The 19,182-nt window shown below is 73.3% G+C and carries 13 protein-coding genes; 5 read left to right on the forward strand and 8 right to left on the reverse strand.

What is annotated here, in order from left to right:
* Positions 1-147: 147 nt before the first annotated feature.
* Both ABT053_RS18630 and ABT053_RS18635 read right to left on the reverse strand, forming a co-directional pair.
* Positions 148-4,503 carry an AAA family ATPase gene (locus ABT053_RS18630; RefSeq protein ID WP_350970327.1) on the reverse strand — a complete coding sequence of 1,452 codons (4,356 nt, stop codon included), beginning with the start codon at positions 4,501-4,503 and terminating at the stop codon, positions 148-150.
* Positions 4,504-5,631 (reverse strand): exonuclease SbcCD subunit D, encoded by a 1,128-nt coding sequence (locus ABT053_RS18635; RefSeq protein ID WP_350970328.1) that lies wholly within the window; start codon positions 5,629-5,631, stop codon positions 4,504-4,506.
* 142 nt (positions 5,632-5,773) lie between these two features.
* Here ABT053_RS18635 and ABT053_RS18640 point away from each other — a divergent pair, with 142 nt between their 5' ends.
* A complete protein-coding gene (locus ABT053_RS18640; RefSeq protein WP_350970330.1) occupies positions 5,774-7,291 on the forward strand; it encodes an alpha/beta hydrolase family protein in 1,518 nt (505 codons plus the stop codon).
* Positions 7,292-7,416: 125 nt separating this feature from the next.
* On the opposite strand, the gene ABT053_RS18645 is transcribed toward ABT053_RS18640, so the two are convergent.
* On the reverse strand, positions 7,417-8,355 hold the full coding sequence (locus tag ABT053_RS18645; RefSeq protein WP_350970331.1) for an alpha/beta hydrolase: 939 nt from the start codon (positions 8,353-8,355) through the stop codon (positions 7,417-7,419).
* Positions 8,356-8,555: 200 nt separating this feature from the next.
* Between ABT053_RS18645 and ABT053_RS18650 the strand changes: the two genes are divergently transcribed.
* Positions 8,556-10,028: an LCP family protein gene (locus ABT053_RS18650; RefSeq protein WP_350970332.1), complete on the forward strand. Its 1,473-nt coding sequence runs from the start codon at positions 8,556-8,558 to the stop codon at positions 10,026-10,028.
* An 85-nt stretch (positions 10,029-10,113) separates the two neighbouring features.
* Here the strand turns inward: ABT053_RS18650 and ABT053_RS18655 are convergent, their stop codons facing one another.
* The 3 genes from ABT053_RS18655 to ABT053_RS18665 all read right to left on the reverse strand — a co-directional run bounded on the left by ABT053_RS18655 (position 10,114) and on the right by ABT053_RS18665 (position 13,699).
* Complete coding sequence (locus ABT053_RS18655; protein WP_350970333.1) at positions 10,114-11,127, reverse strand: enolase C-terminal domain-like protein; 1,014 nt, start codon at positions 11,125-11,127, stop codon at positions 10,114-10,116.
* 226 nt (positions 11,128-11,353) lie between these two features.
* Positions 11,354-12,913, reverse strand: a complete 1,560-nt coding sequence (locus ABT053_RS18660) for an MFS transporter (RefSeq protein ID WP_350970334.1) — start codon at positions 12,911-12,913, stop codon at positions 11,354-11,356.
* A 48-nt stretch (positions 12,914-12,961) separates the two neighbouring features.
* Positions 12,962-13,699 (reverse strand): TetR/AcrR family transcriptional regulator C-terminal domain-containing protein, encoded by a 738-nt coding sequence (locus tag ABT053_RS18665; protein ID WP_350970335.1) that lies wholly within the window; start codon positions 13,697-13,699, stop codon positions 12,962-12,964.
* Positions 13,700-13,871: 172 nt separating this feature from the next.
* Here ABT053_RS18665 and ABT053_RS18670 point away from each other — a divergent pair, with 172 nt between their 5' ends.
* The 3 genes from ABT053_RS18670 to ABT053_RS18680 all read left to right on the forward strand — a co-directional run bounded on the left by ABT053_RS18670 (position 13,872) and on the right by ABT053_RS18680 (position 16,666).
* Positions 13,872-15,329 (forward strand): MFS transporter, encoded by a 1,458-nt coding sequence (locus ABT053_RS18670; protein ID WP_350970336.1) that lies wholly within the window; start codon positions 13,872-13,874, stop codon positions 15,327-15,329.
* A gap of 265 nt (positions 15,330-15,594) precedes the next feature.
* On the forward strand, positions 15,595-16,224 hold the full coding sequence (locus tag ABT053_RS18675; protein ID WP_350970337.1) for a TetR/AcrR family transcriptional regulator: 630 nt from the start codon (positions 15,595-15,597) through the stop codon (positions 16,222-16,224).
* Position 16,225: 1 nt separating this feature from the next.
* Positions 16,226-16,666: an acyl-CoA thioesterase gene (locus tag ABT053_RS18680; protein ID WP_350970338.1), complete on the forward strand. Its 441-nt coding sequence runs from the start codon at positions 16,226-16,228 to the stop codon at positions 16,664-16,666.
* Between the two features lie 445 nt (positions 16,667-17,111).
* Here ABT053_RS18680 and ABT053_RS18685 read toward each other — a convergent pair whose 3' ends face one another.
* Positions 17,112-18,263 carry a VWA domain-containing protein gene (locus tag ABT053_RS18685; protein ID WP_350970339.1) on the reverse strand — a complete coding sequence of 384 codons (1,152 nt, stop codon included), beginning with the start codon at positions 18,261-18,263 and terminating at the stop codon, positions 17,112-17,114.
* Positions 18,256-19,140 (reverse strand): DUF5682 family protein, encoded by an 885-nt coding sequence (locus ABT053_RS43470; protein WP_502991807.1) that lies wholly within the window; start codon positions 19,138-19,140, stop codon positions 18,256-18,258. The genes ABT053_RS18685 and ABT053_RS43470 overlap by 8 nt, the downstream gene beginning before the upstream one ends.
* Positions 19,141-19,182 lie beyond the last annotated feature (42 nt).

Genomic DNA, 19,182 nt, shown 5'->3' on the forward strand with positions numbered 1-19,182 from the left:
TCTGGCGGGGGCGGCCGCCCCCCCCGCGCCTGCCGCGGCTTCGGCTCCGGCCGCCGGCCCGCTCGGGACCGGCAGGGCACCGGCGTCCGGCGCCCTGCCCGACCACGCGTCCATCCCCGAGGCGTCAAAGGGTCCGGGGCAAGCGGGTCACTGGCGGACGGTCGAGCCCCGGCGTTCCTTGCGGATGTGCAGCTGGGCGGGCACCCGGGTGCGCAGCTCGGCGACGTGGCTGACGATGCCGACCGCCCGGCCGCCGTCGCGCAGGCCGTCGAGGATGTCGAGGACCCCGTCGAGGGTGTCCTCGTCCAGGGTGCCGAAGCCCTCGTCGACGAAGAGCGTGCCGATGTCCACTCCCCCGGCCTCGGCGCTGACCACGTCGGCGAGGCCGAGGGCGAGGGCGAGCGAGGTGATGAAGCTCTCGCCGCCGGAGAGGGTCGCCGGGTCGCGGCCCACGCCGGTCCAGCTGTCGAGGATGTGCAGGCCGAGCCCGCCACCGGACCTGCTCCGGTCTCCTGCGGAGCGGTCGCGGTTGTGCTCCAGGAGGTAACGTCCGCCCGACATGTGGTCGAGCCGCTCGTTGGCCGAATCGACCACCTGGCCGAGCCGCTCGCCGAGCACGTACGACGACAGCCGCATCTTCCACCGGTTGTCGGTGGAGTTTCCGCCGGTCAGGGCGGCGAGCCGTTCGGTGAGCCGGTGCCGCTCGTCGGCGGGCTCCCAGCGGCGCAGGCAGGCGGCGAGCTCGGTGCGGAGCGCGGCCAGCCGGGCCAGGCGGGCCTCGCCCCGGTCACGCTCGGACAGCACGCGGGCGTGGGCGGCGTCGGCGGCGTCCCGCGCGTCGCGCAGCCCCGCGAGGTCGGGCTCCGGCTCGGCCGCGGCGGCGACCAGCTCGGGGTCGGCGAGCATCGCGGCGACCGCGGCGCTCTCCTGGGCGAGCTCGCGGAGCCGGGTCGTCTTCTCCTCCCGTTCGGCGGGAGAGCGGACGGCGGCGCGGGCGTCGTCGAGCCCGAGGAAGCCCGCCTCGACGACGGCGCCCAGCGCCCGGTCGCGGGCCGTCACGAGCTCGGCGGCGGTGACCCGCTCGTCCCTGACCGCCTCGACGGCCTCCCGCAGCAGCTCGGCCTCGTCGGCCAGCCGCTCCAGCCTGGCGGCGAGCGTCGGGTCCTGTCCGCGGGCCTCGTCGAGGCGCCCGGCCAGCCGCTCGGCGTCGGCGCCGAGCCTCTCGACGTTCGTACGGCGGGAGGCGAGCCCGACCGCGAGCTCGCGTGAACGCTCCCCGAGCCGCTCGGACTCGGCGGCGATCCGCCCGGCCTCGGCAGCCAGCACCGGCTCGGCCCCGGCCGACTCGCGGAGCGCGGCCAGTGCCCGCTCCGCCTCGGTGAGCTCGCCCGCGGCCTCCCGTACGGCCAGGTCGGTCCGGTCGCTCGCCTCGCGGTGGGCCGCGGCGGCCTCGATGGCGCGGGTCGCGGCGGTGAGCGCGGCGGACAGGCGCGCGGCCTCCCCCGTCAGGCGGTCGCGGCGGGCCCGCACCGTGGGGTCGGCGCCCCGGGCCACGTCCAGGCGGGCGGTGAGGCGCTCGCGTTCGGATTGCCAGCCCGTACGGCGGGCGTGGCCCTCGGTGAGCCGCCGGGCGATCTCCGCGGCCCGGGTCCTCGCGCGGTCCAGCTCGGCGGCGATCCGCTCGACCTCGGCGGCGAGGTCCTCCTCGGCGCCCGCGGCGGAGGTCAGCGCCTCCAGCCTCCGGCCCGCCTCGGCGAGGGCCTCACCTGCCTCCTCCCCGCTCACCTCTCCCGCGACGGCGAGGGCCTCGTCGAGGCGGGAGACGAGTGCCGTGACGGTGGTTCCCGCGGCCTGGCGCCGTTCTAGGGCGGCCTCGTAGGCGCCCTGGGCGGCGCGCTCGTCGTCGGCGGTGGGCGCCCGGTCGGCCGGGGCTGCGGGGGCGGGGTGGTCGGGTGAGCCGCAGACCGCGCAGGGGTGGCCGGGGGCGAGTTTGGCGGCGAGTTCCGCGGCCATGCCGTCGATCCTGGACTGCCGGATGTCCAGGTGCCGGTCGCGGAGCGTCTGGGCGAGGTCGGTGGCCTCGGTCTGCGCGACGCGCGCCGACTCCAGCTCGGCGCGGAGTATCTCGCGGCGCCGGGCCGCGGCGAGCACCGCGGTGGCGGTCTCGGCGCCCGACCGCGCGGCCGGGATCGCCGCGGCGGCGGCCCTGGCCTCGCCGAGCCGGGCGGACACCTCCGCGGACGCGGCGGGCAGCCCCTCCAGGATCTCGCGGACCTCGGCCTCCTGGCGGACCACCTCCGGGAGCTCGGCGTCGAGCGCGGCGATCAGCCCGTCGAGCTCGGCCAGCCGGGCCTCCTCGACCCGCAGCCCCTCCAGACCGGCCAGCTCCCGCCCGCACTCCCTCTCCCTGGCGGTGAGGACCTCGCGGATCTCCCCGGGGTCGGGGTCCTCACCGATCTCCCTGAGATCGGGGGCCTCGCCGATCTTCTCGGGGTCGAAGTCCTCACGGGTCTCAGCAGGGCCGGCGATCCGATCGGCCTCGACATCGGCATCGGTATCGACATCGGTATCGGTATCGGCCTCGGCATCGGTATCGCCACGGTGCGAACCGGTCCCGAGCGTGTCACGGGCCCGGCCGGGAAGCCCGTCGCGCGTCCCTCCGGGGAGGATCTCGCGGACCTCCCGGGGGAGGGCGGCCAGGCTGGTGACGAGATCGGCGCGGGCGGCGGCGAGGTCGGCGGCGAGGCGGTCGCGGTGCTCGGCCGCCCGGAGACGGGTGGCGGCGCCCTCCACCGCCGACTCGGCGGCGGGGACGCGGGCCGCGTCCAGGCGGGCGGCGGTGAGACGTTCGTCGAGCTCCCGGCGGAGACCGGGCAGGACCTCCAGGCGGGCGTCGGCCTCCGCCTGCGCGGCGGCCAGCTCGACGATCTCGCGCGCGGCCCTCTCCCGCTCCTGGACGATCGCCGCCAGGCGTGACTCCTCGGCGCGCAGCTCGCCCAGGCGGGTGATCTCGCTCTGGCGGTCGCGCTCCAGCGCGGCCAGGTGGCCGAGCACGGCGTGACGGCGATCCGCACCGGCGTCCGTACGGTCGCGGACGTCGTCGTGGGCGTCGTCACGGACATCGTCGTGGGTGTCGTCGTGGATGTCGGCATCCGCGTGGTCATGACCCGCGTGGTCACGGGCGTCGTCGCCGTAGGCCGCGCCTGCCGTACCGTCACCGCCGCCGCGAGAGGCGCCGCCGCGTGTGGTGCCGCGATCGCGGGCGGCTTCCCACCGGTCGAGGGGGGCACCGGGCGGGACATCGAGGAGGGGGAGGGCGCGGGCGACGGCGTCGGCGGCGAGGTGGTGGGCCTTGGACGCGGCCTCGGCGCGCTGCTCGGCGCCCTGGATCAGCGGCAGCACCCGGGCGGCGGCGGCGGCCTCCTCCAGGATGGTCTCCAGGTCGGCACGTTCCTCGGCCGTCTCCTCCAGCGCCCGGCTCCTGGTCAGCGCCTCGGCGTACCGCCGCCTGCGGTCGGCCAGCGCGGCGCCGCGTTCCAAACTCTCGCGCGCCCGTCGTACGGCGGCCTCGCCCTCGGCTCCCGCCCCGCCCAGGCGCGCGGCCTCCAGGCGCGCGAGGTCCTCAAGCGCGTGGGCCCACCCCAGCGGGTCGTCCTCCGCGGACGCCACGGGCTCCACGGGCTCCACTGGCTCCACGGACGCCACGAACCTTACGGGCTCCACCGACTGCACGGGCTGCTCGAACTGCACCGACACAGCGGGCTCCACGGACTCCGCCGACTCCGTGGAGGCCCGCGCCCCAAGGGGATCAGCCAGCGCGGTCAGGAGGGCGGGGCCCGCGGCCTCCTCCAGGCGCTTGACGGCGAAGTCGACCTCCTTGCGGAGGGTCTGCTGCTCGCGGTACGCCTCGGTGCGCTGGTCGGCGAGCCAGGACTCGGCGGTGGCGTAGATCTTCACCGAGAACAGGCGCTCCAGGACCCTGCGGCGATCCTCGCCGTCGGCGCGCAGGAACTTGGCGAAGTCTCCCTGGGGCAGCATCGCGACCTGGAGGAACTGCTCGGCGTTCATGCCGAGCAGGGTGCCGACGAACTCCCCCGCCTCGTCGACCCTGGTCGTCAGCCCCACCCACTCGCCGGAGGGCGTGAGCTCCTGGAGCAGGGCCTTCTCGTTCTCCCTGGTCGTGCCGGTGCCCCTGAGCTTGGGGCGCTGCCAGGCCGGGGACCGGGTGATCTTCAGCCTGCGGCCCCTGACCGTGACCTCCAGCGCCACGCTGGGCCCCCGGCCCGGGGGCGCGTGGTCGCAGCGCAGGCTCTTGGCGCTGTCGCGCCTGCCGGGCACCCTGCCGTACAGGGCGTAGCAGAGGGCGTCGAGCACGGTGGTCTTGCCCGCGCCGGTGGGGCCGTGGATCAGGAACAGCCCCGCCTCGGCGAGGGCGTCGAAGTCGACCTGCTCCTCACCGGGGAAGGAGCCGAAAGCGGTGATCCACAGACGGTGCGGACGCATCTACGCCCTCGCCTCCTTCATCCGGGAGAACTCCACGGCCTCCCGCAGCAGCCGGGTCTCGGCGGGATCGGCGGCCTCGCCGCGCACCTCGCGGACGAAGTCGAGGGCGACGTCGATCTCGGGGCGCCCGGCCGCCCTGGCGCGGGTCACGGTCTCGTGGACCCCGCCCTCGGGCTCGAACGACAGGGCGAGCGTGTGCGGGAAGCGGGCCCGGAGCCGCTCCATCGCGCCCTTGGGCCGGATCCGGTCGACGAGCGTCACCTGGAGCCAGTGCTCCTCGACGCGGGCGTGCTCGGGCGCGGTCAGCAGGTCGTCGATGCGGCCGATGAGGCGGCTGACCGGCCGGGGCACCGGGGCCTCGACGAACTCCGCGCCCTCGTACCCTCCGGGACCGAGGTCGACCACCCAGGAGCCCTTCGTCTGACCGGCCTCGGAGAAGGAGTAGGCGATCGGGGAGCCGGAGTAACGGGCGGTCTCGCTCATCCGCTGGCGGCCGTGCAGGTGGCCGAGCGCCACGTAGTCGACGCCGTCGAAGGCGTGCACCGGGACGTGCGCGACGCCTCCCACGCTGATGTCGCGCTCGCTGTCGCTGCCCCGCCCGCCGGTCACGAACGCGTGGGCGAGGACCACCGAGCGGGGGCCGCGCCGCGCGAGGTCGGCGCGTACCAGGGACATGGCGTGCCCGATCGCGGCGGTGTGGGTGCGCTCGGGCAGCTCCCAGGGGACGCGTACCAGCTCGGGCTCCAGGTAGGGGATGCCGTAGAAGGCGACGTCGCCGACGACGACCGGCTCGCCGACCCGCGCGGGGTCGGTGCGCAGGTGGACGCCCGCCGCGTCGATGAGGTCGGCGCCGAAGCCGAGGCGGCGGGCCGAGTCGTGGTTGCCGCTGATCAGCACGGTGCGCACCCGGGCGTCGACCAGCCTGCGCAGCGCCTGGTTGCACAGGTCGACCGCGTCGACCGAGGGCAGCGCCCGGTCGTAGACGTCACCGGAGACCGCGACCACGTCGATACGCTCCGACCTGACCGTCTCGATCAGGTGGTCGACGAAGACGCCCTGGGCGGCCAGGAGACTCTCCCGGTGGAACGAGCGGCCCAGGTGCCAGTCCGATGTGTGCAACACCCGCATGTCGCACGAAGCTAACAGGACTCAGCGATAAATGTGGCCACTCGCGTCACGCGAATCCCCCGCTCTGGCCGGGGCTTCCGGTGGTGAGTACGCTTGAAGATCGTAGGGAACGATACCGGACCATCGACGACCGCGGAGGCGAGTGACCATCGGGGATCGCGTCAGTGTCCAGGTGGGCCGCGGTGTCCTGAGCGTCGCCTCCGGCCTGATCCTGGTGGTTCTCGCGACGGTCGGCTACACCCTGCCACCGCCGTTCGACCCGACCCCGCTGCACGTCGATCCGGTCTTCCAGACCCTCCCTCCCCAGCCGCCCTCCGAGCTCCGGTACGTCCCCTCGGACAGGCAGATCACCACGCGGGACGTCACCGTCACCGCCGAGGACGGTACGCCGCTGGGAGCGACGATCCGCGCGCCGACGACCCCGGGACGGCACCCGGCGCTGATCTTCGTGCAGGGCGCGGGTCCCGGGGTGCGGGGCGAGTTCACGACCCAGGCCGAGTGGCTGGCCAGGGCCGGGATCGTCACCCTCGTCTACGACAAGCGGACCGTGGGCTACGACTTCATGAAGCGCGACTTCGGCCTCCTCGCCCGCGACGCCCTGCGCGTCGTGAACGAGCTGCGCTCGCGTGACAACGTCGACCCGTCCAGGGTGGGCCTGTGGGGGGTGAGCGAGGGCAGCTGGGTGGTGCCCCTCGCCGCCAACGAGAGCGGCGCCGTCGGGTTCACCGTGCTGGTGTCGGCCCCCAACGTCTCCCCCATGCGGCAGGTGACGTGGGCGCTGGGCGAGCAGCTCCAGCGGCTGTACGCGCCCAGCGGGGTGCGCGAGCTGCTCATCCGCGCGATCGGCGCCGTGGACGCGGAGTTCCTGCGCTACGACGGCCTGCCCGCGCTGCGCGAGCTGCGGCAGCCGGTCCTGGCCCTGTACGGCACGCGCGACCCCTCGATCCCGTTCGTGGAGAGCAGCAAGGCGCTGACCGGCGCGCTCGCCGAGGGCGGCAACGGCGCCTACACGATCCGCTACCTCGACCGCGCCGACCACGGCATGCGCTTCCACGGCGGCCCCCTCGTCCCCGACTACCTGCGGACGCTGGCCAACTGGGTGCTCGGCCTGCCGGGCACGGCCACGCCGTCGGTGCACATCGCCGGTGCCACGCCGGTGCAGCGCCTGGAGGCGAGCGACGTTCCCGCCGCGCCCTGGTACGCCGGGGGCACGGTGATCGGCCTGACGCTCTGCCTGGCCGTGGTCGGTTACGTGGTCGGGCCGGTGGCGGAGATGGCCGCGCGGTTACGCGGCCGGGCGGCGACCGCGGAGGCCGGTGTCCTGATCTGGCCACCGATCCGGCGGCGGTTCCGGCGGATGGCGTGGACCGGGGTCGGGCTGCTCGTCTCGGTGGTGGCGTTCATCACGCTGCTCGTGCTGTTCTCTGTCAACCAGGCCGGGGCGTGGCCCGCGGTGCTCGCCGGGTGGCTGGTCATCAGGATCCTGGCGCTGCTGATGCTGCTGCAGGAGGTCACGGGCGTGGCGGCCGTCGTGTCGGGGCTGCGGGAGGGCTGGGAGCCCTCGCGCCCGCAGAGCTTCGCGATCGCCGGGGTACTGGGCAGCACCGGCCTGCTGCTGGTGGCCGCGGCCTACTACGGCCTGTTCTCGTTCCCCTGGTAGGCCGCTGGTTGACTTGGCCACTGGTAGGACGTCGGCGGGTCGTGCCGTCTCACCCCGGCAGCCCTGCCGTCTTCCCTTGGCGGGCCGCCACCGCCGGGGCGGTCCGGTGGCCGTGGTGTGTGGCGTCAGGGGCAGCCGTCGAGCCAGCGGTCCATCTCGGCGAAGACGCGCTCGCGGACCGGCTCCGGTGACAGCACCAGGTCGTGGATGCCGCCCGGCACCCGGACGCACGTCACGTGCGAGCCGATGCTGGTCGACCAGCGGGCGATCCGTCCCGGGTCGAGCACGACGTCGGCCCCCCGGGCCTCGGGCGCGAAGGCGCGCAGCCGCAGGCCCCTCTCCGCGCAGAGCACCAGCACCGGCACGTCCACCCCGAGGCCGTCGTGCAGCCTGCGCTGCGCCCGGCGGATCGCCCCCACCCAGGCCGCGTGGATCGGGAACCCGCCGATGGGCTTCCACTCCAGGTCGAAGTCCCACTCGCCGTGGTGGCTGCGGTGCAGGCTCGTGCCGTACGCGGTGGCGGTCACCATGGGCAGGACGGCGCGGGTGGGCAGCCTGGACAGCTGCCCCCGTAGCAGGTCGGCGGCGGCCCGTACGGGGGCGGGGACGTTGAGGTCGAGGAAGGGGCTGTTGAGCACCAGCGCCTGGACCAGTCCCCGGCCGCGGACCCGGTCGGCCCAGAGCGGGGCGATCAGGCCCCCGGTGGAGTGGGCGTTGAGGACGACGTACTCGTGCTCGTCGCGCTCGCGGATGATCCGTACCGCCTCGTCGATCTCCGGGAAGTACTCGGTGACGCTGCGCACGAACCCACGGGTCTGGTGCGGCAGCAGCGAGCGGCCGTACTTGCGCAGGTCGAGCCCGTAGAAGTCGAAGCCCCTGGCGACGAAGTGGTCGGCCAGGTGGGTCTGGAAGAAGTAGTCGGTGAAGCCGTGCAGGTAGAGCACGGCTCCGCGGGCGGGCTCCGCGGCGCGGCGCCGCACCAGCGAGGCCACCACCGCGCCCTCGTCGTCATCGGCCATCGGCAGGACGGTGAGCTCGTAGTCGGGACCGAGAACGTCGGGCATGACGGTCAGGGTAGTTCGTACGGATTGTCCGGCTATAGGGGGACCTCCCGGTAGAGCCGGGATTGATCCTTGTTGCTGTAGAAATGACGCGATATAGGCGCATTAGCTTCCCGAGTTGTTCACCAACTTGTCGCCCGCGACCTGGTTTCGCCCCTCTACCATCTCCGTGCGGCGGTCAAGCGCGAGGAAACGGGGAGCAATTGCGGGACAGATCAAGGCCGCCCGGCGTCGGTGCGGTCATCGGCTGGACGGCGCTGGCCGCCGTCGCCCCGGGCGCCGCGCACCTGCGCGCCGGATGGCGAAGGACGGGACTCGCGCTCCTGTGCGCGTACGCGGCGCTGCTGCTGGCCCTGCTCTGGGTCGGGCTCACCTCCGACCTCGCCGCCCTCGCCGGGCAGCTGATCGCCTCCTCCGAGCTGACCGGCGTCACGGTGGCCGCCTCCCTCGTGCTCGGTGTCGCCTGGTTCGCGCTGATCGTGCACTCGTTCGTGGTGATGAACCCCGGCACCCTGCCCGGTACGGCGCAGGCGCTCGCCGGAGGCGTGGCGGGAACGCTCGCGGTGGCCGTGCTCCTGCCGTTCGGCCTGGCCGGGCAGTACGCGGCGGTCTCGCAGTCGGCGCTGAACGACGTCTTCAGCGCCCCGTCCACCCCGCGCCCCGCGAACGGCACGGGCGGGGGCGACGAGGAGGACCCGTGGGCGGGCCGCAACCGGGTGAACATCCTGCTGCTCGGCGGCGACGCCGACACCCACCGGGTGGGCGTGCGGACCGACAGCATCAACGTGGCCAGCGTGGACGTCAAAACCGGCAACACCGTGCTGCTCAGCCTGCCGCGCAACCTGGAGAACGTCCGTTTCGTCCCCGGCTCCCCCATGGCGAAGCGCTTCCCCACCGGCTTCCGGCTCCCGGCCAACCCCGACGGCTCGCGCGAGGACCTGCTCTTCGCGGTCTGGGAGTACGCCGACTCGCACCCGGAGATCTTCGGGGGCCGCAAGGGCCAGGGCACCAAGACGCTCATCGACACCGTCGGCTACACCCTGGGCCTGAAGATCGACTGGTACGCCCTCGTCAACATGTGGGGCTTCGCCCGGCTGATCGACGCGATCGGGGGCGTGACGCTGACGGTTCCCCAGGACGTGGTCTTCGGCAAGTACGACGAGGGCCTGGTCAAGGCCGGGACCCGCAAGCTGCGCGGCGCCGACGCGATGTGGTTCGCCCGCTCGCGCACCAACAGCGACGACTACACCCGGATGGGACGCCAGCGCTGCGTGCTGGGCGCCCTGCTCTCCCAGTCGGACCCGGCGACCGTGCTGTCCCGGTTCAACCAGGTCGCGCTGGCCACCAAGGAGCTGCTGCGCACCGACATCCCGCGCCCGATGCTGGAGCATCTGGTCCCGCTCGCGGTGAAGGTGAAGAACGCGAAGGTGACCAGCGTCCAGTTCGTCCCGCCGCTGATCAACACCGGCTACCCCGACTGGGGCAAGATCCGTACGGTGACCGCCAAGGCCCTGCGCGCCTCGGCCGTCACCCGGCGCCCCCTCACCGCGACCGCCGCCCCCAGCGTCACCCCCAAGGCCACTCCCAAGGCCACTCCGAAAGCCACGCCCAAGGCCACCGCCGGATCCCGGACCCCGGACCCCGGCGCTCCCAAGGGCATCACGGACGGCTGCTGACACCTCCACCGCGCGGCCTCACCGCGCGGTGCCGCGCCGTGGGAGGTGGCGGCGACCGGGATCACCACCGCGGCCGCCGGCCGCGCTAGACCGAGTACGACTCCCTGGCCAGGCGGCGGACGCGGTCCTCGTCGATGCGGTGGCCGAGCCCCGCCTGGGTGAGCGGCACGGCGATAACGCCCCCCGAGGCGCCGACCGGCGGGTCGACGATCTGCGCGCTGCGCGGTGGCGCGGCCACATCGCAGGGCAGGCCGCAGCCGGGCAGGCTCGCCGCGGCGACGGTGGCCGCGCGGGCCAGCCCGGTGCCCGTACCCCCGGCGCAGGCGATCTCCCATCCGGCGCGTACCGCGCGGTCGTGCACCCGTCGCACCTCGCGCAGGGAGCCCAGGGCCGCGGGACGCAGCAGCAGCGCCCGGCCCGCCCTCGCGGTGATCGCCTCGTCCAGCTCGGCGGCCGAGGCGACCTCTAGCAGCACCGGGGCGGCGACGCGTTCCTGCAGGTCGGCGTGGTCGCCGAGGCTCGCGAGACCGGCGAAGGGGCGTTCGATGACGGAGAGCGTGTAGGCGTCCAGCGCCTCGAGGGCGTCGACGTCGGTGTAGGCGCCGCGGGCGTCCACGCCGATGCCCAGCGCGGGGTACGCCTGCCGGACGGCGCGCAGCGGCTCGATGTCCCAGCCGGGGTGGACGTCCAGGGTGACGTGGGCGTATCCGGCGCAGACGTGCCGGTTCACCCGCGCGACCAGGCTCTCCAGGTTGCGGTCGGCGCCGATCCTGACGGTGGCCATGAGGGAGGTGCGGGTGCCGCCGAGCGCGTGGGCCAGCGGCACCCCGCGCATCTTCGTCCACAGGTCCCAGCAGGCCATGTCGGCGGCGGACCCGCCGGGGACGGCTCCCAGCTCGTCGGGGTGCTCCCAGTCGACGCCGATCAGCGCCTGCCCGAGCCCCTCCTCCAGCGCGACCCAGGTCTTGGGGTCGGCGTCGACGACCTCTCCCCACCCGGTCATGCCGCCGTAGTCGGTGAGCCGGACGAGGATGCTCTCCGGCCGCCTGCCGTACGGCAGGATCAGCCGGAACACCTCAAGCTCACGGACGCGCGGCATGGACCCCCCTGGAGCTCTCCGAGCCCGGAGAATGCCGGGCTCCGACGACTTCCCAGGCTCGGACGACCCGGGCTCTGGAAACGCGAATCCCGCCCGGAGGCGGGACTCCCCCCTCAACACCGCGAAGAACGGCGTTCTTCCCATGGTGCCACGGTGGCCGGTGAACACCTCCGGCGCGGAGGGGGAACGCGCTCCCGGGCCTCCCTCCCGGGGGCGGGAGGGGGACTCAGCCCCGGGGGAGGACGCGGCCGGAGACCAGGGCTCCGGTGGCCGCCATCAGCGCCGTCAGCCCGAAGCAGAGCACGTAGACGGCGACGGAGGCGCCGAGGGCCGCCAGGAGCGCTCCGGTGATCGCCACCGCGACGACCGTGTAGACCGACTCGGCGACGCCGAGCGACGCGCTGTTCTCCCCCTCCTCGCCCGGGGGCGACAGCTCCAGGATGAGCACCGACAGCGTCGGGTACACGATGCCCATGCCGAGCCCCAGGGACATCTCGCCGATGAAGGCGGTGGCGACCGGGACGGCGGCGAAGACGGTCAGGCCCATCAGCGCGAGGCCCACGGCGATCAGCACCGAGCCCGAGCGCAGCACCAGGACCCGGTCGAACCGCCACCGGCCCACCACCCAGGAGGCGAACGACCAGCTCAGCGCGCCGCCGGTCAGGGTGAGCCCGGCCATGGTCAGCGACAGGCCGCGTTCCTCGTTGAGCATCAGCGGCAGGAACGCCTCGCCGCCGATGGCCGCGCCCGCCGCGATCCCGCGCAGGGAGATCACCGAGGGCAGGCCGCGCGCCGCGCGCAGGGTTCCCGGGGGGAGCAGCCGGGGCAGCGCCGCGACCAGCATGACCAGACCGGCGGCGAGCAGGACGAACCCGGTGGCGGAGGCCATGCCGTCCGGCGCCGTGCCACCCGAGTGCGTGCCACCGGACCCGGTGAGCGCCGACGCACCGTACTGCATGAGCGCCGCCCCGGCCGCGACGAGCAGCGCCCAGCCCAGCCTGCGCCCGATCGAGGACCGGATGCCGGGCGACCGCTCCGGCCCCGGCGTCACCCCCGGCACCGGTTCCGTGTTCGGCTTCGTCATCGGTTGCGCGTCCGGTCCCGCGTCCGGTCCCGCGTTCGGTCCCGCGTTCAGTCCCGGCATCGGTCCCGCGTCCGGTTCCGCCATCGGTTCCGCGTCCGGTTTCGCCATCGGCGCGGAGGCCAGCCCGCGCCAGAGCAGCAGCGCCGCCGGGAGGAGGATCGCCGTCACCCCGATGAAGACCCAGCGCCAGCCCGCGTTCTCCACCACGACGCCGGTGATCGCGGGCCCCACCATCGAGGGCACCACCCAGGCGGTCGCGAAGATCGAGAACACCCGGGGATGGAGGTCCGCCGGGTAGGACCGCGAGACCAGCACGTACATCGAGACCTGCAGGATGCCCGCGCCGAAGCCCTGGACGAACCGGCCCGCGACGAACACGTCCATCGTCGGCGCCACCCCGGCGACGACCAGCCCGGCGGCGAAGACGGCCACCCCGGTCCAGAGCGGCGCGACCGGCCCCCGCCGGTCGCCCCACCACCCGCCCAGCACCGTCGCGACCACCCCGGCCGCCAGCGCCCCGCTGAACGCCAGCCCGTACAGCGCGTGGCCGTCGAGCTCGTCGGCCACGACCGGCATCGCCGTCGCCACCGCGAGGTACTCGAAGGCGGCCAGGGAGATGAGGGCCACCATCCCGACCGTCAGGGCGCGGTGACTCCGGGCGAATATCCCGGCAGGAGGCTCGTCGGTCATCACGGTAGTCATGGGTCGACGGTACGGGCCGCGCGCGGCGGCACGCATCGGGCCTCCGGATCAGCCCTTGGTCGTAGGACCGGCGTCCAGGACGTGGGAGGCCAGGCCCCGCAGGAGCAGGTCGAGCCCGAACGCGAACCGGTCGAGCCCGTCGCCCTCCATCAGGTTGTCGACCTGGGCGATGATGTTGGGGAACCGGTCGGCGGGCAGGCTACGGTAGAACGCGCCGATCTGGCCGAAGAAGTCGCTCATGAAGATCTCCGGCTCCATGCCGCTCTCGCGCTGCCGGTTGATGTACAGAGAGTTCTCGTAGGCGTCCGAGCAGACGTACAGGCCGAGGCGGTCGATCATCAGGGCGGCCGTCCTGGGCGGCACGCCGCCCGCGAGCATGATGGCCAGCTGCCCCTCGCCCACCCGCAGCGCGTTGAACCCGGTCGGGATGGTGGCGAGGCCGACCTTGGCGATGTCGGCGTGGGAGACGAACACCCGGTAGGCGTCGAGGGCGAGCTCCCTGATCTGTTCCAGCCAGCGCTCCGGCTCGGGCTCGGGCACGTGGATCTCGCTCATGACCCTGTCGTAGATCAGGTCGAGCAGCTCCTCCTTGTTCGCCACGTGGGCGTAGAGCGAGGCGGGGCCGGTGCCGAGCTCCTGGGCGACGCGGCGCATGCTCAGCGCCTCCAGCCCCTCGGCGTCGACGACGCGCAGCCCGGTGGCGACGATGAGATCCCTGCTCAGGACGGTTCGCGGGGCGCTCACCTTGCGGGTCTTGCGCCAGGGCGGGGCGGGGATCTCGGTCACGCGCCGATCCTATACCGGGGCGGATCACGGTCGCGAACACCGTACTTTCCGCGAACATCGTTCGTTAATCACGAACGACGTACTTGACGCAAACGGCGTTCGTTTATAAAACAGTGTTCGCAACCAACGAACACTGTTCTTCGGCCATCGACGCTCCCGGATCGGATCCCCCATGACACACACGGTCGAGACCGGCTCCTCACCCACCGGCGCGGAGCCGTACCGATGGCGCTGGCCCGCCCTCTTCGTGGTCCTCGCCGCCGAGGTGATGGACCTGATGGACGCGATGATCACGATCATCGCGGCGCCGTCCATCCAGAAGGAGCTGGGCGGCTCGTCGAGCATGATCCAGTGGCTCAGCGCCGGATACACCCTGGCGATGGCCGTCGGCCTCGTCACCGGGGGCCGCCTCGGCGACCTCTACGGGCGCAGGCGCATGTTCATCGTCGGCGCCCTCGGTTTCACCCTGTTCTCGCTGCTGTGCGGCCTGGCCACCTCCCCCGAGATGCTGATCGCCGCGCGGGTGCTGCAGGGCCTGGCCGGGGCGGTGATGGTGCCACAGGGCCTCGGCGTCATCAAGGAGGTCTTCCCGCCCAGGGAGCTGGCCGCCGCGTTCGGCGCGTTCGGGCCGGTCATGGCGCTGTCCACGGTGGCGGGGCCCGTCCTCGCGGGCTGGCTCGTCGACGGCGACTTCTTCGGCACCGGGTGGCGCATGATCTTCCTGATCAACCTGCCGATCGGCCTGATCGCCCTCCTCGGCGCGCTCCGCTACCTGCCCGCGTCGAAGCCCTCGCGCGCCTCGCGCCTGGACCTGACCGGCACCGGGCTCGTCTCGGCCGCCTCCTTCCTGCTGATCTTCCCCCTGGTCCAGGGCCGCGACCTCGACTGGCCCGCGTGGACCTTCGCCCTGATGGCCGCCTCGGTCCCGGTCTTCGCGCTCTTCTGCCTGCACCAGTCCCGCAAGGAGCGCGCGGGCGGCGACCCGCTGGTGGTGATGAGCCTGTTCCGCAAGCGGTCCTTCACCGGCGGCCTGCTGACCGGTCTCGTCTTCTTCGCCGGGATGGTCGGCTTCTCCCTGGTGTTCGGGCTCTACACCCAGATCGCCCTGGGCTACGACCCGCTGAAGGCGGGCCTCGCGGGCCTGCCGAACGCCATCGGCACCCTGGTCGGCTTCACCCTCGTCAACGCCTCGGGACTGGCGCGGAAGGTGGGGCGCAGGCTGATCCACATCGGCGCGGTCGCGATGGCCGGGGGCGTCACGGGGGTCGCCCTCACCCTGAACCTCGCCGGCATGGGCGTCACCCCCTGGCAGCTCGCCCCCGCCCTGCTGCTCACCGGCGCCGGGATGAGCCTGATCATGGCGCCGTTCTTCGACATCGTGCTGGCCGGGGTGGAGCCCCACGAGTCCGGCTCGGCCTCCGGCACGCTCACCGCCGTCCAGCAACTCGGCGGCGCCCTGGGCACGGCGGCGATCGGGACGCTCTTCTTCGGCCTGGTCAAGCAGGGCCGGGGCCTGGAGGACGCGATGCTGCTCACGATCTGGGTCGAGGTGGGCCTGCTCGCCGTCACCTTCGTAACCGCCTTCCTCCTCCCCCGGCGGGCGCGAGCCGAGCAGGAGGTCACGCACTGACATCCACCGGCGAACGGGCGGACTCCTAACGGGCCCGCCCGTTCGCGGCGTCCCTAGCGCCACGGCCTCCGGCTTGTACGAGAACCCGGCCCGCACAGGGACAGCGGACCGCACGACCGCGCAGAAACAGCAGGTAGCAGGAGGGGCCGAGTCGCACGAGAGAACCGGGGGCACGAGAAGGTCTGGTCGCACGAGACCGGGCTTCCATGCGTGAGAAACAATATTAACGACCGATCGTTCATATTGTTTGCTAGAGTTTCCAGACATGATCGACGGACGGCTCCAGCGCGGGGAGCGCACTCGCCAGGCGGTGCTCGACGCCGCCGTCCGGCTCGCCTCGGTCGAGGGGCTCGACGGCCTGTCGCTCGCCCGGCTGACCGCGACACTCAACGTGAGCAAGTCCGGACTTTTCACTCATTGGCCCGACAAACAAGCGCTGCAACTGGCGATCGTGGAGCACGCCCGGCGGCAGTGGACCGAATACATCGTCGAGCCCGCCTTCCGCGCCCCCCGCGGGGTGCGCAGGCTGTGGGCCCTGCACGAGCGCCGCATCGACTTCTACCGCTCGGGACAGCTGCCCGGCGGCTGCTTCTTCGGTGCCGTCGACGGTGAGCTCGACGACCGGCCCGGCCCGGTCCGCGACGCCGTGGCCGACGCCATCGGCAGCTGGATGAACCTGCTGGCCAGGCTCAGCGAGATCGCCGTCGAGGTGGGCGACCTGCGGCCCGGCACCGACCCCGCCCAGCTCGCCTTCGAGATCGAGGCGATCGGCTCGGTCGTGGTCGTCCACGCCCACCTGCTCAAACGCGAGAACAGCTACCGGTTCGCCCGCACGGCCGTCCTCGAACGGCTCCGCTCCCTCTCGACCGATCCCGGCGTCCTCCCGAAGGAATGATGTGACGACCACCCTGCGGAGCGGGCACGTCCAGCCCGTCCAGATCCACTTCGACGACCTCGACGCGATGGGCGTCGTGCACAACGCCCGATACGTCCTGCTTCTCGAACGAGCCCTGTCCGGCTACTGGGCCGAGCGCGGCTGGCCCTTCGACCCCACCCTGCCCCACTTCGCCGAGATCTTCTTCGTCGTACGCGAGTTCTCCATCACCTACCACGTGCCGATCAACACCGTGGGCGAGGCCGCGGTGCACTTCTGGCTGGACCACATGGGCACCACCAGCGTGGTGTACGGCTTCCGCGTGCTGTCGGCCGACCACACCGTCGTGCACGCCGAGGGCCGCCGGGTCCAGGTCAGGCTCGACCCTGCCACACTCCGGCCGAGCCCGATGAGCGAACCCCTGCGCGACTCCCTCAAACAACTGATGGCCCTCACCCCCTGAGCGCACTGAGCAGGCCGTGAGCACACCTTGAGCCCATGAGTACGCCGTGAGCACATTGAGCGCACCTTGAGCCCATGAGCGCGCTGAGCACACCTTGAACGCAATGAGCATGCCGCGAGCGCGCATGAGCACCCCCTGAGCGACTCCCTCGAACAACCGCCGGTCGTCACACCCGGAGCGCACCGCGACGGACCGGACCACCCCCATCATGTCCTCGCGGACGTCCGGGTCCGGGCCGTGGCTCCGCGACATGCCCGTGCGACTCGGCCCCAGGGCAGCGCGGGCCCTGCCCCGACGTCCTGACACGCACCGCCGCCTCCGTGACCCGCGGCCGATCACCGACGGCATCGGCGAGCATCCGAACACCCGAACACCCGAGAACGCGATCGCCGACGTCCCGGCGAGGGCGGGCCCCCGTGGCCCTGCCGCCCTCGCCGGGACGGGATCAGGTGGCGGTGCGCTCCAGCCTGCGCTCCGCCCACCGGCCGATGTCGCGGCGCTCGATCGCCGCGGCCATCAGGTCGGGGAAGGCGTCGGGAGTGCAGGCGAAGGCGGGCACCCCCATGGCCGCGAGCGCCGCGGCGTTGTCGTGGTCGTAGAAGGGCGCGCCCTCGTCGGAGAGCGCGAGCAGCACGATCACCTGGACACCGGCCGCGGTCATCTGGGCGACCCTGCGGAGCATCTCCTCCCGCACGCCGCCCTCGTAGAGGTCGCTGATCAGGATGAAGATCGAGTCGTTGGGGCGGGTGATGAGGCCCTGGCCGTAGGCGATGGCCCGGTTGATGTCGGTGCCGCCGCCGAGCTGGGTGCCGAACAGCAGCTCCACCGGGTCGTGGAGCTGGTCGGTGAGGTCGACGACCGCCGTATCGAAGACGACCAGCGAGGTCCTCAGCGAGCTCATCGAGGCGAGCACCGCGCCAAAGACGCTGGAGTAGACGACGGAGGCGGCCATCGACCCGCTCTGGTCGATGCAGAGCACGACCTCGCGCTGGACCGCCCGCTGCCGCCTGCCGTACCCGACCAGCCTGGACGGGATCACCGTGTTGCGCTCGGGCAGGTAGTTCTTCAGGTTGGCCCGGATCGTGCGGTCCCAGTCGATGTCGGCGGCCCGCTTGGGCCGGTGGGTCCTGGCCGAGCGGTCCAGGGCACCGGTCACGGCGGCCTTCGTCTTCTGTACGAGTTTCCGCTCCAGCTCGGAGACGACCTTGCGCACCAGCGCCCTCGCCGACTCGCGCGCCTTCTCGGGCATCACCCGGTTGAGCGACAGGAGCGTGCCGACCATGTGGACGTCCGGCTCGACCGCGTCCAGCATCTCCGGCTCCATCAGCAACCGGGTCAGGTTCAACCGCTCGACGGCGTCCTTCTGCATGACCTGGACGACTGTCGAGGGGAAGTAGGAGCGGATGTCGCCCAGCCAGCGCGCCACCCTCGGCGCGGAGGCGCCCAGGCCCGCGCTCCGCTCGGCGGAACCCTCGCCGCCGTTGTACAGCGCGGCCAGCGCGCCGTCCATCTGGGCGTCGGTCCCGGTGAGCGAGCACCCGGTGCCGTCGGCGTCCCCGCCCAGGACCATCCGCCAGCGGCGGAGTCTCTCATCCATCGGCACTGCCCGTCCTTCCAGAAGTCGTCGGCTCCGCGATCGTCGGCCCCAGAATCGCCAGCACTGTCCGTACGGCCGCCGCCGCGCGCTCCTCGTCGAAGTCCTCAGCGTCCGGCGCCGGGCCGCCGGTGCCCGCTCCCAGCGAACGGACGCGCGCGCCGATCGAGCGCCGCTCCGGGGCGGCGAAGGCGCCGAACGTCCTGCGGAGCAGGGGCAGCACGTCGACGAAGGTCTCCGGGGCGAGCCCGGTGAGCCACTCGTCGACCAGCCCGAGCAGCCGGGGGTCGTGCACGAGCAGCAACCCGCCCCCGGACAGGAACCCCTCGATCCAGGCGGCCGCCCTCGCCGGCGGGTGCCCCGCCGACATCGCCCGCGACATCCGCCGCCCCACCTCGGCCGTGTCGAGGTCGGCGGCGTCCAGCAGGATCCTGGTGAGCCGCCCCTCGATGAGCCCGTGCAGGTCGGCGCGGCCGGAGGCCCCGCGCAGCGCCACCAGCCACCGCCCCTGCGGCGTCTCCTCCCCGGAACCGGCCGAACCTCCCGAGCCCCGCGAGTCATCCGAGCCCGCTCCCCGGGGAACCCGCGAACCGTCCGCGCCCGCTCCCCCCGGAACCCGCGAACCGTCCGCACCCGTCCCTTCCGGAACCCGCGAGTCGTCCGCACCCGCCCCTCCCAGGACCCGCGAGTCGTCCACGTCCGCCCTTCCCGGGCACCGCGAACCGTCCACACCCGTCCCTTCCGGAACCCGCGAGTCGTCCGCGCCCGCCCCTCCCAGGACCCGCGAGTCGTCCGCGCCCGCCCCTCCCAGGACCCGCGAGTCGTCCGCGCCCGCCCCTCCCAGGACCCGCGAGTCGTCCGCGCCCGCTCCTTCGGACACGCCCCTTTCCCCGGAGCCGTCGTCGATCTCCCCGGAAGCAGC

This window comes from Streptosporangium sp. NPDC002524, assembly GCF_040295985.1.
In the GTDB taxonomy this organism is placed as follows: domain Bacteria; phylum Actinomycetota; class Actinomycetes; order Streptosporangiales; family Streptosporangiaceae; genus Streptosporangium.

What these genes read in the sequence shown, in the direction of transcription:
- ABT053_RS18630 (WP_350970327.1), bottom strand. Translation starts at nt 4,503, where the DNA reads ATGCGTCCGCACCGTCTGTGGATCACCGCTTTCGGCTCCTTCCCCGGT.
- ABT053_RS18635 (WP_350970328.1), bottom strand. Translation starts at nt 5,631, where the DNA reads ATGCGGGTGTTGCACACATCGGACTGGCACCTGGGCCGCTCGTTCCAC.
- ABT053_RS18645 (WP_350970331.1), bottom strand. Translation starts at nt 8,355, where the DNA reads ATGCCCGACGTTCTCGGTCCCGACTACGAGCTCACCGTCCTGCCGATG.
- ABT053_RS18655 (WP_350970333.1), bottom strand. Translation starts at nt 11,127, where the DNA reads ATGCCGCGCGTCCGTGAGCTTGAGGTGTTCCGGCTGATCCTGCCGTAC.
- ABT053_RS18660 (WP_350970334.1), bottom strand. Translation starts at nt 12,913, where the DNA reads ATGACTACCGTGATGACCGACGAGCCTCCTGCCGGGATATTCGCCCGG.
- ABT053_RS18670 (WP_350970336.1), top strand. Translation starts at nt 13,872, where the DNA reads ATGACACACACGGTCGAGACCGGCTCCTCACCCACCGGCGCGGAGCCG.
- ABT053_RS18675 (WP_350970337.1), top strand. Translation starts at nt 15,595, where the DNA reads ATGATCGACGGACGGCTCCAGCGCGGGGAGCGCACTCGCCAGGCGGTG.
- ABT053_RS18685 (WP_350970339.1), bottom strand. Translation starts at nt 18,263, where the DNA reads ATGGATGAGAGACTCCGCCGCTGGCGGATGGTCCTGGGCGGGGACGCC.